The following is a 16517-nucleotide window of genomic DNA, read 5'->3' as shown; positions in this document are numbered from 1 at the left end:
GTCAGAATTCAGTTGGGTATTTTGACTCCCGAATCCTGTTTAACAAAAATATTTGTAGTTTTTATTTTCACTACTTGCTTTATGACAATTGAATTTGCAGCAGCTTAGAAACTTCTCACAATATTGCATCTATGCCAAGAAAGGTTCCTGTAATTCTGCAATAATGTGGAAATATTGCAACTCAATAAGCCTAGACTTGCAATGATTTGTAGTCAGCTATTGCCTTGATAGTTGCAATCCTCTCTGTAAAGAAAAAACTATAGGGAAAACATATTAATTTAAAGCATATATGTGTATTTTAGTCAATATTTTTTACCTTTCTTTCGTCCTTTATCCGAGAGCGCTGACAACCTAAAATTTTGTTTCAAACTGCTAAAGTCCGATTGGGAAATCGGGGTTTTATGTCATGATGGCATATTAGAATATATATGCTTCTAAACTACAGGGAATCTCTCATGGCTCTCCGTCTTGGTGACACAGTACCCAACTTTACGCAAGCCTCAACACACGGCGACATCGATTTTTACCAATGGGCAGGTGACAGCTGGGTTGTGCTGTTCTCTCACCCTGCTGATTTTACACCTGTTTGCACAACAGAACTCGGCACAGTTGCCAAGCTAAAACCAGAATTTGACAAGCGCAATGTCAAAGCGATCGCACTTAGTGTTGATAATGTTGAATCCCACAAAGCCTGGGTAGGAGACATTGAAGAAACTCAAAGCACCACTCTTAACTACCCAATTTTGGCAGATGCAGATCGCAAGGTTTCTGACCTTTACGACATGATTCACCCGAATGCTAATGCGGCTGTGACAGTGCGATCGGTGTTCGTGATTGACCCCAATAAGAAACTCCGTCTCTCTTTCACCTATCCTCCCAGCACGGGACGCAACTTTGATGAACTTTTGCGGGTAATTGATTCTCTGCAATTGACTGATAATTACAGCGTGGCGACACCAGCTGACTGGAAAGATGGAGAGGATGTTGTAATTGTCCCCTCACTCAAAGATCCAGAAGTACTTAAAGAGAAATTCCCCAAAGGTTACGAGGAAATTAAACCCTATCTGCGGATGACTCCTCAGCCTAACAAGTAAATCTGAAAATGATTTCGGATAAGAAGCAGAGACGCCAAGTTATATCTTGGCGTCTTTGTTTCTTTGCATAAGAATATCCTCATTAGGCTAGGTGTCCAAACTTGAAGGAAATCCCATGTTTTCATCCCTTTTTGTTTTGCAAATTTTGTGGCCGGATCTAAATTACCGTTACAAAACTTTATTACGTTAGTGCCGCGTACCACTACAAACAAGCAAGCTACGCGCAGCGTCTCGTAGAAAGTATTATTACGAATTATCTTAACAGCACCCCAAATTGTACTTCACAGTACCTTTTTTAGTGCTAGATATTTTTAATATTCATAAGAGTAACTTATTATATATAAGATAATTATTCAATTTTCACTTATAGGAGTATTTTTGCTTACTTAAAATTAAATATCAGCATTGCTATATGTTATACCCAACGTAAGACATGAAAAATTGTCCCGAATGCTGCGAATTTAGTTAGTATTTTGAGAGAGATGTACTTAAATTAAGAGATAAATTTCCTAAAATCGATATATTTATTCAGCAGATTTTGTCATTTCTATTCCTAAGTGAACTCGATTAGTTATGCTCCTAGATTTAGAAAGATTTTATCAGGCTTGCAATCCAAGCAGACCTCTAATTATAGGAAACGCTAGCGATCGCAGGTACTATATCGATTTTGCTGCGGTACGGGGTGGCAAAATTATTGAAGCTTTGCAGCGCACGATCGCTCGAATCTCGCCGGATATCCCAACCTGTCAGCTATTTACAGGACATCTCGGTTGTGGAAAATCAACGGAGTTGTTGCGCCTCAAAGCTGAGTTAGAAGTGCAACAGTTTCATGTAGTTTACTTTGAGTCTACCCATGTCTTAGAAATGGCAGATGTGGATGTGACTGATATTTTGTTGGCGATCGCTGGACAGGTGAGTGAAAGCCTAGAAGCCATGAAAATTAGGTTCAAGCCTGCCTATTTTACCAAGTTGTTTGGTGAACTGGTTGATTTCTTGCAAACGCCAATTGATCTTGGCGTAGAGGCAGAGTTGTCAGTGGGAATTGCCAAAATTACAGCTAAAACTAAAGAAAGTCCCCAATTACGGCGGCGGTTAAGAGATTATTTAGAACCGCGAACAGCAAATATTTTACAGTCAATTAATCAAGAATTGCTAGAACGTGCCACCAATGAACTGAAAGCCAGGGGTAAAAAAGGATTAGTAGTAATTGTTGATAACTTGGATAGAGTCGCAATTCGACCTTTACCATCGGGGCGATCGCTGCCAGAATACTTATTTATTCAACGTGGTGAACAGTTACGCAAACTGAATTGTCATATAGTCTACACTATTCCCTTAGCCCTGACTTTCTCCAACGATAGCGCTGAACTTCAGCATCGTTTGGGGGGAGGAGTCGCCCCCAAAGTCTTACCGATGATACCTGTACGTTTGCGCTCTGGAGAGGTTTTTCCTCAAGGGCTAGCAATGATGCGGCAAATGGTTCTAGCTAGGGGTTTTCCAGACATTTTGCCTAGCGATCGGTTAGGCTTAATAACAGAAGTGTTTGATAGTTTGGAAACCTTAGATCGATTGTGCCTGATGAGTGGTGGTCATGTACGCGACTTACTAGGATTACTGTTTGACTGTCTGCGAGAACAAGATCCACCTTTTGATCGGGAATGTGTCGAACTGGTAATTCAAAGACAGCGGGATTACCGAGCCAACGCCATCGACCCCCATGAGTGGGAATTAATCTTTCAGGTGGTGCAACACCAGAGAGTCAGAGGTGATATACAATACCACGCTCTATTGCGAAGTTTATTTGTATTTGAATACCGCGATCATCAAGGAGCTTGGTTTGCCGTCAACCCAGTTTTAGCAGAGACGGAAAAATTTAAATCATGGTTGAACGACACCCACAAGTAGATGTAAGAGCAGCTAACGAGCGTGCTTTGCGAAGTTTGGGGAGAGCAATTACCCTTTCTAGTGGTCAGTTTTCCCTAGTTTTGGTGTGCTGCAATTATCGAGTTTTGCAAGAGCTTATGCTACAAAGACTCGAAGAACTCTCTTCAGAGGTACACCAAATTCAAAAGGTAGTTCTGCCGCATAATGCTAGAAGTCTTTACACAAGTATTCATTTACAATTGCTAACCGCAGCTAATCCGCCATCGGCGTTGATGATTTTAGGTTTAGAGTCAGTAGATGGACTTGATGATTTACTTAGGTCTGTCAATCATATTCGAGATGAATTTCGCAAACGCCACCCATTTCCGATGATTGTGTGGGTGAATGAGGATGTATTGCAAAAAGTAGTGCGTTTAGCACCAGATTTCGCTAGTTGGGCGGCGACACCGATTCGGTTTGAAATGACAACTCAATCACTGCTGCAATTTCTGCAACAGGAAACTGACTCTTTATTTGCTACGGTGTTACGAACCGACGCCGCACAACACCAACCTCCTCAACTCCCAAAGCATTATTCCACAGTCGAGCAAGTCTGGGAACATAGCTATGAACTCCACTTTGCCATTAAAGAGTTGCACAATCGTGGTATTACCTTAGAGCCAGAATTACACGCTAGTTTAGAATTTGTTTTTGGTTTAGATAATTATATTAGCGATCGCATCAATACAGCTTTAAGCCATTTTCAGCAAAGCTTGCTAGTTTGGCAAAACTTGGTGGAGACAGAGGGGAAGAGAGCAGGGGGAGCAGAGGCAGCAGGGGGAGATGAGGGGGTATTTTCTTCGTCTAAGCCTCCATCTCCCCCATCTCCTTTACTTCTGCGACAGGGAACTTTGTTGTTTTATATTGGGCTGTGTTATTGCCGTTTTGCCGAGCAAAATCAAACAGAAAACCGTCGCCATTGGTATACAGCTAAATCTTATTTCCAGCAGTGCTTGAATATCTTGCAGGTGGCTGGACGTTTAGACATAGTTGCTGGATTTATTGGTCAACTTGCAGAGGTTTTGCAATATCTGCAAGAGTGGGAAGAGTTGCAGACTGTTGCTCAAAAGTCTTTGGAGTTACATCAAACTTATGGTAGTCAAATTCAATTAGCTTGTGACTACGGTTTTCTGGCGCAAGTGGCTGTGCAGCAGTCGCGGTGGGTACAGGCGAGTATCTTAGCACACGTATCACTGCTGAAATTAGGTGAGGCGCAAAAGCACAACGACCCTCATAACTGCTTATTTCCATTATTATTGGCGCAAATTTACTATTTAGTTTTGGCAAAAGCACAGCGCAATACAGGTGAGCTAGAAGTCGCTCATGAATATTTAGAAAAGGCGACAAAAGAACTGCCGACAGCCTTAGAAAGCAGTGCCCATCAATACGATGCCCATCGTTATATTCGCTTATTGCGAACACTGCGATCGCTCTACTTTGAAGAAGGTCGCTATCTGGAAGCTTATTACATTCGACAGAAACGGCGTTCTGTTGAGCAGCAGTATGGTTTTCGGGCTTTTATCGGTGCAGGACGCTTGCAACCCCAAAGGCAAGCGACAAACCCAGCATTGATGTCACCTTCTGGAAGTACCAGCGTGGCTTTAGAAATTGCCGCTTCTGGTCGGGAGCGTGATATTAATAACTTAATTGGCAGAATTAGCCGCGCCGATCAAAAGCTAACGGTGATTCATGGTCAATCAGGGGTAGGCAAGAGTTCTATTGTCACGGCGGGTTTAGTTCCGGCACTGCAAAATCGAGCCATTGGCGATCAAATAGCCGTGCCTGTGGTACTACAAGTTTATACAGATTGGCCACGGGAATTAGGAAAATCTTTAAGTGAGGCGATGTCTAGTGACCCATCGCTTGCCATTTACGCTGATATGAAGCCAGAAGTAGCCAATGAAGCAGAAGCTTTGCCCTACTCCGACACACTGATCGCCATTTTTAGAATTTTACAACAACTAAAAGAAAATGCTGACAACCATCTGATCACAGTTTTAATTTTTGACCAGTTTGAAGAATTTTTCTTTGGTTATAGCGATCGCAATCAAAAACAGGAGTTTGATAAATTTATTAGCGATTGTCTGAATATACCCTTTGTAAAAGTTATTTTTTCCTTGCGAGAAGATTATTTACATCGTTTATTAGACTTTAAAAATCTTTCCGCCCTGGAAGCGATTAATAATAATATTCTCGACAAGCATATCCGCTACCAGTTAAATAATTTTTCGCCAGAATATGCTAAAGCAATTATCCAAAAATTGACAGAGCGATCGCACTTTAATTTATCACCTGCTTTAATTGATGCCTTAATCGAAGATTTATCAACAGAATTTGGAGAAGTCCGCCCCATTGAATTACAAGTTGTGGGAGCGCAAATTCAAGATGAGCGCATTACTACACTAGAAGAATATCAGCCATATAGACCCAATAAACTCATCGAGCGATATCTTAAGGAACTAATTAAAGACTGCGGCCCAGAGAATGAACGAGCTGCTTTACTCGTCTTATATTTACTTACAGATGAAAGTAACAACCGACCTTTTAAAACTCGTGCTGAGTTAACGGCGCAGCTAGCAGAGTTAGAAGATGCTGGCAAATTAGATTTAGTATTAGAGATTTTAGTAAGCTCAGGCTTAGTGGTTCTTTTTCCTGATATACCAGAACGCTATCAACTGATTCACGATTATTTAGTAGACTTGATTCGCTACCTGCAACAACAAGAATCGAGCTTACAGGTACAACTAAATCAGTTGCGCTCCAAAGTAGAACAAAGTAAAGCTGAAATTGATCGGCTCAAGAGCGAACTTAGCCAAAATAGCCAGCGATCGCAATTGATAGATTCTCATCCTCAACAAAGTTTGGACTTATTAACAGAATTGCGAGAATTACACAAGCGAGAAGAATTAAGTCAGTTAGAAATTGAGCAATTGCGAGCTGAACTTAAAGAAAAAGAGTTAACAGCTAAACTTGCAGAAAGTCAAAAGAAACAAAGGCTCAGTGAAGCTCAATTAAATCGTTCGCTAAAAATCGCCCTAACTGCTTCTTTTCTCGCCATATTAGGATTAAGTGTTTCCATAGTGACAGCAGTAGATAGCGAAATTAAAACCCTCAGTGCATCCAGTGAAGCCCTCTTTGCCTCTCAAAAAGGTATTGATGCCTTAAAGGAAGGTTTAAAAGCAGGGAGAAAATTACAACAAACAGTCTGGGTAGATTCCTATACAAAAGAGCAAGTACAGACGGCATTATATCAAGCCGTTTCTGGGTTAAAAGAACATAACCGCTTGGACGGGCATATATCTGGGGTAAATAGTGTTGCATTCAGCCCCGATCGCTCTTTAATTGCCTCAGCCAGCGCAGATACTACAATCAAACTCTGGCATCCTGATGGCAGCTTGCTTAGAACCTTGTCGGGGCATGCAGATGTAGTTAATAGCGTCAGTTTCAGCCCAGATGGTCAAATTGTTGCTTCCGCCAGTCAAGACAGGACGGTGAAACTTTGGAGTCGAGAGGGTCAACAGCTTGCTACCTTATTAGGGCATCAAGCTGTGGTGAATAGTGTTAGTTTCAGCCCAGATGGGCAGATTATTGCTTCGGCGAGTACAGACAAGACAGTGAAACTGTGGAGTCGAGATGGTAAGCGGCTTAAAACCTTGCAGGGACATGATGGTGCAGTCTTGAGTGTCGCTTGGTCAACCGATGGTCAAACCATTGCTTCCGGGAGTGCTGACCAGACGGTGAAATTGTGGAGTCGAGACGGTAAGCTGCTCAAAACTTTGCAGGGACATGAAGATGCAGTCTTAAGTATAGCTTGGTCAGCCGATGGGAAAGCGGTAAGCAAAGCCATGTCCAAAGGGCTTATCGCTTCTGCTAGTTTAGACCAGACAATCAAACTGTGGAATCTGGAGGGGAAGCTACTGCGAACATTGTCAGGGCATAGTGCTGGAGTTACCAGCGTCAGTTTTAGCCGTGATGGTAATACGATCGCTTCTGCAAGTACCGACGAGACAATCAGACTTTGGAGTTCTGAAGGTATGTTGTTGGGAACCCTGAAGGGACATAATAATTGGGTGAATAGCGTCAGTTTCAGCCCAGACGGTCGCACCCTTGCTTCCGCCAGTCGGGACAAAACTATTAAACTTTGGCATTGGGACGATGTGTTACTGCGAAACCCCAAAGCCAATGACGATGACTGGGTAACTGGCATTAGTTTTAGCCCAGACGATCGCACCTTAGCAGCAGCAAGTCGAGACAGAACTGTAAAACTTTTCAACCGCGACGGTAAGCTACTCCGTACATTTACAGGGCATGATGGTCAAGTATGGGGCGTTAGTTTCAGCCCCGATGGTCAAGTAATTGCTTCGGCTAGTAAAGATAAAACTGTAAAGCTTTGGAGTCGAGACGGTAAACTGCTCAATACTTTACAGGGTCATAATTATGCTGTCTTGAGTGTAGCTTGGTCGTCTGATAGTCAAATAATTGCCTCGGCTAGTAAAGATAAAACGGTGAAGCTTTGGAATAGAAACGGTAAACTGCTTAACATCTTGCAGGGACATCAAGATGATGTGAATTGGGTCAGCTTTAGTCCTGATGGCAAATTGCTAGCCTCAGCTAGCGATGATAAAACCGTGAAAATTTGGAGTGTGAATGGTAAATTGCTATACACATTAACTGGTCATAGCCGCCGAGTAAATGGGGTTGCTTGGTCGCCTGATAGTCAGGCGACCGCTTCAGTAAGTATTGATAGCACAGTGAAGATTTGGAGCCGGGACGGTCATTTGCTAAATAATCTTACAGGCGATGGTGATAGTTTCATCAGTGTGAGTTTTAGCCCCGATGGTAAAACTTTAGCAGCTAGCAGTGATGACAAAGTGAGAATTTGGAACCGAGAAGGAACGTTGCTGATTGCTTTGAAAGGTGATAAGCAAGAGTTAACCAGCGTTAGTTTTAGTAATGACGGCAAGACTCTGGCTGCGGGTAGTGGTAATGGCACAGTAATTTTCCAGAATTTGGCAGATATCGAACTGGAAAAATTACTGGCTCGGGGTTGCATTTTGCTACATGATTATTTGCAGACTAATCAGAAGGTAATGAAAAGCGATCGTGCTTTATGTTCTGGTAGGTGATAGCGTATTTAGTTATCAAATTTAATTTTCACTTTTGCCTTGTTCTACTAATGTGTTTACTAGTTCAATTTAATGTCTACTATATAAAAACTAACTTTACAACATTCGCTAATTTACATTCATAGTTTTTTCTAAAATTTTACTTATAAGTTGACCGCGAACATTACGTCCTTTTCTACTAGCAGTACCTTGATGTGTATAATAATAATATTGAGCAAACATATTTTTAGATAAATCTTCTTTCTTATTTATATGTAGCTCTTCTTCTAAAGATTTTAAAGCATGAGCTAAAGTTTCCTCTTGAGGTAAATAACCATACTTGTTTTTAATTTTTATTAATTCAACCATTAAAGTAAACAAACTAGACTTCTTTATCCACAAACTATCTGAAGGGAGATTAGACCCAATAATTAATCTAGATGCTTCGTTAAAATTATTAGACATTAACTCTTTATTTGGATATTCATTATTATACTTTTCTACATAGGTCTTTACCTCTTTATCACTAGTAAAATAACCACCTTCTTCTATTGTTGACATAATTAGCAATACATATTCTAGGTCTTTCATACGAGAAAATTCACCTTCACTAAAGACCTCTAAACTAGTAAAAATAGCATTATTTTCTAGAATATCTTTAGCAGTTGTGATGAACTCCCCTTCGTATAATGAGTTGCTAATTTCTATTGCATTTAGTGCGTATTGTACAGAGTTTATTCTCTTAAAAACTTCTCTAATTTCACTTTCAGGAATTCTTCCTAAATCTCTAACGACAACTGTATAATCAAAAAAATCTGTTTTTTCTTGTGTAGACAATTTTTCAAACTTACTGATATTTTTGATAGTGAATTCTGGTGATGCTGTGACATATTGGTAGATTGTACTTAATCTTTGTTGACCATCTACGACAAGTGTTTTTGATGTTTGAATATCAAGATCGATTTCACCATCAGCTAGATATATTTCAGGGAAAGGAAGTTTTAATAAAATTGTTTCTATAAATTTTTCTTTATGTGCATCATTCCATACAAGCTTTCTTTGAAAAGATGGAGCAAGTATTAAAGTACCAGTTTTCATCATGTTGAATAAATCTAAAACTTTTTTATTAGTTGCAATACCATTTTTGCTCATTTTAAACATCCTCCTGTCTCAGTTTTTTGATATTCTGTATGTGATATTTTTCAAAGAGAGCGGAATTATAATAAATACCCCCTGCTATTTTTTGGGGTGTATAATTATAAGAGATTGATTTAAAATATTCAAACCACTCATTTTTACGAGAATATTTAAATGGAAATAAATCTGGTCTTAGCCACCCTTTAAAAAAATATTTTAAAAATTTTTTATACCTTTGTTCTTCTCTATCAGTTCTAGATACTAAACTTATGTCGAAATCATATAACTCTGACCAAAATTTTTCAAAAATTTCTCTAGATATAATAGCTATATCTATATCTGATTCTTCAGAGAACGAATTCCATAATTTACTTGGAGCTATACTAAATCCTAATTTAGCTGAACCAACCATCAGTACACATTCTGGTCTTTCTTCAAAATGAGTAGCAATTTCATGTTTGAGGTCAAAATATTTACCTTCATCATCTTTAAAAACATAAGGTGTACCATGTATTATATATTTTTGAACAATTAATTTCTCTGTTAGAGAGTAATCACGTAATGCTGCTTTGAATATATCAATCTTTTGATTAATATGGCTTTGGTCAATTATTAAAGTCTGCCACATAGAGTATTTTATTTAATCAACATAACTTGAGCCAAGTTTTTATAGCTACAAACACATATATTCAATGCTAAAATCTACCAAGTCAATAAGTGTATATACTTGAATAAATGGTGATTTGATTTTTTAGCTTTGTTAGCCCGAACAAAAGACAACAGAAGTTACAAACTGTTAATAGTCACAGAATACAATCGGATAATTAAAACAGGTATTTTCACAAAAAGGCGATCACACTACATTATCAATTGCGATCGCCTTTTGTTACCCAACCTCAAGCCGTTGTTTCAAAACTACGGCAGAAAAATCAGCCAGGACTCATAGACAAAGTTGTACATCTTGGTAGCATTGAGTGAAGTACCCGTCAGCAAGGGAGCGAGGGCGATGTATGCAACCGTCACACAACCACTGACTTTTGAAGAGTTTCTTGCCTGGGACGATGGTTCAGGCAGAGAGTTTGAGCTATCGGATGGAATTCCCGTGCCATTATCAGAACCAAATGCAAATCATGAGGATTTGATCGAGCGACTGTGTACCTACTTAGAAAATCACTGCCAAGAAAGTGACCTGCCTTACGTGTCGCGCCAGTCCAAGCAGGTTCGGCTCAAAACAGCACCAGGAGAAAAGGAAAAAAGCCGGAAAGCAGATATTGTCATATTTGCAAGAGTTGAATGGCAGAGAATGAAAACTAGCTCTAGTAGTCTGCCAACCCAAAAATGCGCTTGTGAGGGCTGGGGAAAGGGGAAGGGTTAAGGGGTAAGGGATTCAAAACCTTTCCTCCCGCCCCTTATCCCCAGAGGGGGCCCCACCTTCCCCTTTACCCTTTACCCCGCTTTCGTCACGAAAGCGAACTACTAGTTCTGCTGCTGCATATATTCCACCACCGGGAATCATTGAGGTCGTTAGCAACAACTGGAAGGACGACTATCTGACAAAACTTGCTGAATATGTTCGCGTAGCGTCTCGTAGAGAGGACTTGGGCGTTTTCGAGTACATCATTGTAGACTATGCTGCTTTTGGTGGCATTCGGTTCATTGGCTCTCCCAAGCAGCCAACCATTACAATCTATCAACTTGAAGGTGCAGAGTATTTACCCCCAAAGGTGTTTCGAGGGCAGGATCGAATTGATTCTAGATTGTTTCCGAATATTCCCTTAACGGCTGAACAGATTTTTGCAATGAGTCGCTAATTAGCAACGAAGAAATTTATTCTAGTCGTCTTCTTGCCACTAGTTTAATGTGCGATCGCCCTTGGAATTAACAAAGCGATCGCACATTAAACTCAATAGACTTTTTGCATGAGTAAAGTCCTATAGCGATATAACAGTTTCAGCAGATTGGCTCGACGCATTACGAGGGCGAAGATGTAAGGTGATTTCCGTATCGAGCCGCTTGAGGAAAATGAGGAGTTTGCCCTCGCTGAACCGTTGAAACTCTCCTTTCATCAAATGAGATACTTCTGGCTGGGGAATGCCAAGAAGTTCGCTGATTTCGCGCTGTTTCAGGTTGCGTTGAGAAAGGAGGCGCAGTACCTGAATCCCTATCTTTCCTCGCATAAAAAGTTCCGAAGCATCCTCTAAACCAAGATCAGCGAATACGTTACCACTGCTTTCTTCAAAAACGGGTTCTTGTGTCATTGTTGTTTCTCTCTTACCACTGCGTTTTTATAGCGTTGTTTAATCAGATCAACATCAGCCTGTGGGGTTTTAATCCCCTGCTTTGATTTCTTCTGAAAAGCGTGCAGAACATAGATTTTCTCTCTAATCTTTACCGCATAGACTGCCCTGTAAGTATCGGTATCGTAGCGTTTGACGATTTCATACACGCCGCTTCCAACTCCTTTAAAAGGTTTGGCATCCATTGGTGTTTCCCCTGCTTGCACCAATTGCAGTGCATAGCCTACTGATGCACGCACATCAACAGGAAATGAGCGGATATTTTTGAGAGAGTCTCCCATCCAAACCAGAGGTCGTAAAGGAATTTCTATAATATCCTCGTCATCATCCATTTTATATGAAATTTCCTATAAAATAAGTTAGACAATAGCATGAAATGCCCCGCGTGCAAACGGCGTATCGCGTTATATATTAACTATCTATCCAAATAATCTTAATTCATGCAAAAAATCGTATCCGATTCAAAAATAATGATGGGCAAACCTGTCATTTCAGAAACTCGTATTACAGTTGAGTTAATTCTTGAAAAACTTGCTGCGGGTGAAACACCTGAGCAAATACTCGAAGCGCATCCACGACTTAGCTATGAAGGAATTAAAGCAGCTTTGGCATTTGCGGCTCAAGCTTTAAAGTTAATCCAAAATTGGTATTATTATCGTCCTAACTTGTTAGGAATACCTTCACAACCACCAGGAATAGTGCCTCTAGTTTTTTCGCCCCCCCAAGTGCAACAATAGCAGCGTGCAGACTCAGACATTCGCTGCACATTGGTGAAATCGGCATTTTCTATCACAGCGCCAGTTTGTTCGCCGGTTTCATAATCTGGTGGTTCGGTGCGACTGCGGGGTGATGCTTTGTCCACTGTACCGTAAAATAGGCGAATCCCGTTCAGGTCAGCACCACTGAGATTAGCATGATATAGAATTGTGCGAGAAAAGTTAGCTTTTACTAAATCACAATCGGACAAATTAGCGCGGACAAGATTAGCTTCACTCAGATCAGTCCAACGCAAATCAGTGCCAGAAAGGTCTGCTGCTGCTAGCATTACACCTAAATCAATAACGCGCACACCTTCCCAACGGTCTTCCGCGTAACCACCAGTACCGTTGAAAATCGCTCGGCCTAATCGGCCATCGCGTTTTAGGGGAGACAACAATTTGGAACGTGAAAGAAAGCGGAGAATTTTCGCTTTACCACTGCTATCGACACTACTTAAAATTGCGGCAGTGCGTCCTTCAGCGATCGCTCTTTCTTGGGGCCAATCTTCTAATAATCCTTCTTCATCTAATACCAAGTCTGAAACGCCTTGGAAATAAGAATCAATTGTCTGCTGCTGGGTGATAATATTTTGCTGAACTGTTAGCAGGTTTTGCTGAATTGTCAAGTCTTTGGAAATGACATATTGTCGCCATGCTACGTAAACAGCGATGATGGCGATAAGGATTTGCCCCAATGCGCCAAACCATTCTGCTAGGGTTCCAGCAATATCCCAATTAATCTGGCCTCCCCAAAGCAGTAAGCGATCGCCTACACCTGTAAACTTGATCAAGCCGATGATGGCTACTAGTAGTCCCAAAATAGCAACAAACAGGGTGCGTTCTTGGGGTGAAAACCACTCGTTTAACGCTTTTTGCAACCAAGGCAATAATATCGCTAGGGATAACAGCAAAGTCATCAGCGTTCCGATAATGCCGATGATCCAGTTATTCAGAATAACTCCAGTGAAGGTGATGGCGATCGCGATTACAGTAATCAGCAATGCCCTCGGCTTAACTGTGAATTGCTTGGTAGCCGATTGCTTGGCCTCAGAATGGGCTTGTTGGAGAGCAGTTGTATATTGCGGAGATTTCAAGGATGCGATCGCCGCTAGTGCTTGTTGTGTCGCTAGTACTTCTGAGCTTAGGTTTTTCTCAGTTGCACTCCCGTCAAAGTCATCTGGCTGCAAATCGTTTTCCGGGTCTGGTTCTGGGGTTGGTAGATTAGAGGAATTGGATTCAATTGTCATGTTTTCTATTTTGCCCCAGCAGATTCAGAACAACATCTGTTTTATCAGAAATTGTCCTAAACCAAAGACGTATATTCCATACGACTGAGGGGCTTTAAAAGAAAGTGTCAGACGGCAAAAATATATTTTCTTCCTTCTGCCTCCTGCCTTCTGCCCTCTGCCTTTCTTCGGTAACAATTTAAAGCTAGCCATTCAACCAAAGTCTTGTTCACCCATAATTAAGGGACGGGCAAGATGCCCGCCCCACAAAATTGAGTAATTTATTTGTTGCAAGTCTCAATATTCCGCACTCAATTAGGGTGCAAGGGCATTACCCCGAATTAGACTACCAATGGTTTTGGCAGTAATTTTCAGTTGGGTGATGGGATTAGCTGGGACAACCGTCTTATACAGATAGCTATCAAATGTTAGCCGCTGTACATCGAGGTCATCGCACATTTCCACAAACGCCTCGCGGGTAGCGTCGGAACGATAGAACACGCTTTGCAGAATGTCCAGAACCTTGTAAGTGAGTCCGTATCTTTTATCCCAACGCTTCAGGTAAACCTTGAGATCGCCTTCTGTTGGAATACGGCTACCACCGTTAGAGGTTTCTACAATGGTTTCAGCACACATCCGCCCAGATTTAGCGGCAAAATAAATACCTTCGCCAGAGGACTTGGTAACGTAACCAGCAGCATCTCCCACCAACGCGATGCGACCGACAACACGACGAGGACGGGGATGTTCAGGAATGGGATGCGCTTCTACTTTGATGATTTTACCGCCTGCTAGCTTCTCGGAAGCACGGGCGCGGATACCAGCTTGTAACTGTTTAATACTGGCTTTATTGATGTGCATTGTACCAGTACCGACAGCTACGTGGTCATATTTGGGGAAAACCCAAGCGTAGAAGTCAGTAGAAACGTCATCGCCGACATACATTTCGGCAAGGTCGTTATAATAGGCCATTTTGTCTTCGGGTAAGCGAATCCGCTCTTGGAAAGCGATCGCATAATTGTAATCCCCAGCGTCCATTTCTTTAGCAACGCGAGAATTAGCCCCATCCGCCCCAATAATTAGATCCACTTTCAGAGTTTTGGCAATACCCTGTGATATACCATCTGCGTGGTCAATGTAATGGATGGTATAGGGATCAGTATTGTTTCCTGGTATATCAAGTTTATGAACAGTGGCATTAATTAAATTTGCGCCTAGTTTTGCGGCGCGATCGCGCAAAAAGCCATCCAGTACTTCCCGGCGGCACATTCCTATATATTCATCTTCATTTACCAAATTAATATCAACCTCACGATTGGAAGGCGAAATCATTTTCATCTTCCGTACTCGGCGATCGATAATCTCTGGCGGTAAGTCAAATTCACTCACCATACATAGAGGTATTGCACCTCCACAAGGCTTTGCATTGTCTAACTTCCGCTCAAACAGGTAGGTTTCAATCCCAGAGGCTGCCAGTGTTTCAGCGGCAGATGAACCAGCAGGGCCTGACCCAATAACAGCAACCCGTAGTGTCAAAGGTCTTTCTCCCAATCTTCACATTTACCGAGAGCATACTACCACGGTCTTTCTAGTGATTTGGCGCTTTTCCTCCAGGTTTCTGCACAAATGCAATATTCCTTAATGTTTCGATACGAATTGGGGATGACTCCTGATTGTGATTCCCTAGATTGCAGTGGTGCTGACTGTAGCTTTCTCGATTGCGGCAGTTGCGGTAGCTAAATGTTGTTCATCCATAAATTAACGATGTATGGTATATGTAAGACACGGTAATCCTAGCAAGGATCTGTAGATTTAGTTGCAGAGGAACAGCAGCAGTGGGCATAGTAGTTGAGAACGTCTCCAAACAGTTCGGGAGTTTCAAGGCAGTTGATGAGGTCAGCCTCGAAATTAAGAGTGGTTCGTTAGTTGCGTTGCTAGGGCCATCGGGATCAGGTAAATCTACGCTACTACGGTTAATTTCCGGTTTAGAAATGCCAGATAGTGGCAAAATCCTGCTTACTGGTAAAGACGCTACATACCAAAGCGTGCAACAGCGAAATATTGGGTTTGTGTTTCAGCACTATGCCCTATTCAAGCATTTGACTGTCAGGCAAAATATTGCCTTTGGCTTAGAAATTCGTAAGGCACAGCCAAAGAAAATTAAAGGGCGGGTAGAACAGTTACTTGAATTGGTGCAATTGACTGGATTAGGCGATCGCTATCCATCACAACTTTCTGGTGGTCAAAGACAACGGGTAGCATTAGCAAGATCACTGGCAGTAGAACCTGAAGTTTTATTGCTAGATGAACCCTTTGGTGCACTTGATGCTAAAGTCCGCAAAGACTTACGGGTATGGTTACGCAACCTCCATGACGAGGTTCATGTTACTACAGTTTTTGTTACCCACGACCAAGAGGAAGCAATGGAAGTCTCTGATGAAGTTGTGGTGATGAATAAAGGGCGTGTGGAGCAGGTGGGGACACCAGCAGAAATTTACGATAATCCTGCCACCGCATTTGTCATGAGCTTCATTGGCCCGGTGAATGTGTTACCTAGTAACTCGAAGATTTTTCAAAGTAGTGGATTTGATGCACCACACCCACAAGTATTTTTGCGCCCACAAGATGTAATTTTGGAAACTAGCGCCAACGGTACTACTACACCTGCAACAATAAGCCGATTGATACATTTGGGTTGGGAAATTCAGGTGGAATTAACTTTCGATGATGGACAAGTCGTGACGGCGCATTTAACACGCGATCGCTTTAATGACTTAGAGTTAGAACCGAAACAGCGAGTGTATGTTAAGCCAAAGGATGCGAAGTCCTTTCCAGTGTCTTATTCAATTTGAAGGAGGCAGGAGGCAGGAGGCAGAAGGCAGAAGCTAAATCATTCGTGAACAATGAGATCCCCGACTTCTTAAAGAAGTCGGAGATCTTGTTATTGCGATTTTTACAAATCAAATCGCATTGCTAT

At 41.6% G+C, this 16517-nt stretch carries 12 protein-coding genes and 1 pseudogene; 7 read left to right on the top strand and 6 right to left on the bottom strand.

Annotation, left to right across the window (positions count from 1 at the left end):
• The first annotated feature begins 455 nt into the window (after positions 1-455).
• The 3 genes from H6G97_RS08570 (at position 456) to H6G97_RS08560 (ending at position 8143) form a co-directional block, all read left to right on the top strand.
• Positions 456-1094: a peroxiredoxin gene (locus tag H6G97_RS08570; protein WP_190940215.1), complete on the top strand. Its 639-nt coding sequence runs from the start codon at positions 456-458 to the stop codon at positions 1092-1094.
• 573 nt (positions 1095-1667) lie between these two features.
• Complete coding sequence (locus H6G97_RS08565) at positions 1668-2999, top strand: P-loop NTPase fold protein (protein WP_190940214.1); 1332 nt, start codon at positions 1668-1670, stop codon at positions 2997-2999.
• Positions 2975-8143, top strand: a complete 5169-nt coding sequence (locus tag H6G97_RS08560) for a WD40 domain-containing protein (RefSeq protein ID WP_190940213.1) — start codon at positions 2975-2977, stop codon at positions 8141-8143. The genes H6G97_RS08565 and H6G97_RS08560 overlap by 25 nt, the downstream gene beginning before the upstream one ends.
• A gap of 108 nt (positions 8144-8251) precedes the next feature.
• Here the strand turns inward: H6G97_RS08560 and H6G97_RS08555 are convergent, their stop codons facing one another.
• Both H6G97_RS08555 and H6G97_RS08550 read right to left on the bottom strand, forming a co-directional pair.
• Positions 8252-9274, bottom strand: coding sequence for a DUF262 domain-containing protein (locus tag H6G97_RS08555; RefSeq protein ID WP_190940212.1), 1023 nt, complete (start codon positions 9272-9274; stop codon positions 8252-8254).
• 1 nt (position 9275) lies between these two features.
• Positions 9276-9887, bottom strand: coding sequence for a hypothetical protein (locus tag H6G97_RS08550; RefSeq protein WP_190940211.1), 612 nt, complete (start codon positions 9885-9887; stop codon positions 9276-9278).
• Between the two features lie 378 nt (positions 9888-10265).
• Between H6G97_RS08550 and H6G97_RS08545 the strand changes: the two genes are divergently transcribed.
• Together H6G97_RS08545 and H6G97_RS08540 are read left to right on the top strand one after the other, a co-directional pair.
• On the top strand, positions 10266-10634 hold the full coding sequence (locus H6G97_RS08545; RefSeq protein ID WP_242054850.1) for a Uma2 family endonuclease: 369 nt from the start codon (positions 10266-10268) through the stop codon (positions 10632-10634).
• 103 nt (positions 10635-10737) lie between these two features.
• Positions 10738-11070: pseudogene (locus H6G97_RS08540) on the top strand (Uma2 family endonuclease); the annotation flags it as partial.
• A gap of 120 nt (positions 11071-11190) precedes the next feature.
• Here H6G97_RS08540 and H6G97_RS08535 read toward each other — a convergent pair.
• Together H6G97_RS08535 and H6G97_RS08530 are read right to left on the bottom strand one after the other, a co-directional pair.
• Positions 11191-11517: a helix-turn-helix domain-containing protein gene (locus H6G97_RS08535; RefSeq protein WP_190940210.1), complete on the bottom strand. Its 327-nt coding sequence runs from the start codon at positions 11515-11517 to the stop codon at positions 11191-11193.
• A complete protein-coding gene (locus H6G97_RS08530; protein ID WP_190940209.1) occupies positions 11514-11888 on the bottom strand; it encodes a type II toxin-antitoxin system RelE/ParE family toxin in 375 nt (124 codons plus the stop codon). The genes H6G97_RS08535 and H6G97_RS08530 overlap by 4 nt, the downstream gene beginning before the upstream one ends.
• Before the next feature lie 108 nt (positions 11889-11996).
• Here H6G97_RS08530 and H6G97_RS08525 point away from each other — a divergent pair, with 108 nt between their 5' ends.
• Entirely contained in the window at positions 11997-12293 is a 297-nt protein-coding gene (locus tag H6G97_RS08525; RefSeq protein WP_190940208.1) for a DUF433 domain-containing protein, read from the top strand.
• On the opposite strand, the gene H6G97_RS08520 is transcribed toward H6G97_RS08525, so the two are convergent.
• On the bottom strand, positions 12209-13561 hold the full coding sequence (locus H6G97_RS08520; protein WP_190940207.1) for a pentapeptide repeat-containing protein: 1353 nt from the start codon (positions 13559-13561) through the stop codon (positions 12209-12211). The two genes, H6G97_RS08525 and H6G97_RS08520, sit on opposite strands and share 85 nt — an antisense overlap.
• 294 nt (positions 13562-13855) lie before the next feature.
• A complete protein-coding gene (gene chlP / locus H6G97_RS08515; RefSeq protein WP_190940206.1) occupies positions 13856-15076 on the bottom strand; it encodes a geranylgeranyl reductase in 1221 nt (406 codons plus the stop codon).
• A 299-nt stretch (positions 15077-15375) separates the two neighbouring features.
• On the opposite strand from chlP, the gene H6G97_RS08510 reads away from it, so the two are divergent.
• Positions 15376-16392, top strand: coding sequence for a TOBE-like domain-containing protein (locus tag H6G97_RS08510; protein WP_190940205.1), 1017 nt, complete (start codon positions 15376-15378; stop codon positions 16390-16392).
• Positions 16393-16517: the final 125 nt, after the last annotated feature.

Source organism: Nostoc flagelliforme FACHB-838 (assembly GCF_014698065.1).
Taxonomy (GTDB): Bacteria; Cyanobacteriota; Cyanobacteriia; order Cyanobacteriales; family Nostocaceae; genus Nostoc; species Nostoc flagelliforme_B.
The sequence above is the reverse complement of the archived record's forward strand: the minus strand, read 5'-3'. Positions and strand labels throughout refer to the sequence as shown.